This is a genomic window from Vibrio sp. 1641, assembly GCF_033339995.1.
GTDB lineage: Bacteria > Pseudomonadota > Gammaproteobacteria > Enterobacterales > Vibrionaceae > Vibrio > Vibrio alginolyticus.
In genome coordinates, this window is the sequence record NZ_JAWOVP010000101.1 from 1 (window position 1) to 823 (window position 823).

The window sequence follows — 823 nt, forward strand, 5'->3', positions numbered from 1 at the left end:
AATGTGAACTCCCTTCAATGTCGCGTCCACTGTATGAGTGCATTTTAACTGGGGTTCGCCCCGTAGAAAGCGGCATTGTGAACAACAATATCGTTCGTCTGTCGAATCATGATTCCATCTTTAGTTTGGCAAAATCGCAAGGCAAAGTGACGGCGGCGGCGGCTTACCACTGGGTGAGTGAACTCTATAACCGCGCCCCGTTTGAGCCGATTCGCGATCGTTTTACGAACGATGAAACAATGAATATTCAGCACGGCTGTTTCTATCATTGGGATCATTATCCTGATGAAGCGCTTTTCATAGACGCGGAATATTTGCGTCGCACTCACCAGCCTGATTTTTTGCTGATCCACCCAATGAACATTGATGACATGGGTCATAAGCACGGGTTGGATTCTCGCCAATACCGCAACTCAGCACGTGGTGCAGACATCATTCTCTCCAATTACATCGTGCAATGGTTGGCCGATGGCTATCAGATCATCGTCACCAGTGACCATGGCATGAACAACGATCTTTCTCACGGCGGTATTCTCCCTGAAGAGCGTGAAGTTCCGATGTTTGTGATTGGCGACAAGTTCACACATCAAGAGTGTCACGTTAAGCAAACCGAGATTTGTGGCACGGTTTGTCAGTTGTTAAACCTTGACCATAATAAACCTTACACGCAAGCGTTGTTAGCACTATGAGCAGTTCTGTTTTATCACCAAGCGCGAGCCGCGCGGCGAAACCAACGACAAGCGTTTGGCTCAAGCGCATCAAACCCGCAATCTGGCTGGTTCCCTTTGCGCTTTTTTTCTACCTATTTCAACTCGCGCCCATG

1 protein-coding gene and 1 pseudogene are annotated in these 823 nt (G+C 48.2%); both read left to right on the plus strand.

The window, feature by feature from the left end:
* Positions 1-689: alkaline phosphatase family protein (locus R7Z47_RS24410; RefSeq protein ID WP_318130709.1), on the plus strand; the 689-nt coding region annotated here is incomplete at its 5' end.
* Positions 686-823 (plus strand): annotated as a pseudogene (locus R7Z47_RS24415) (ABC transporter permease); the annotation flags it as partial. The gene R7Z47_RS24410 and the pseudogene R7Z47_RS24415, both read left to right, overlap by 4 nt.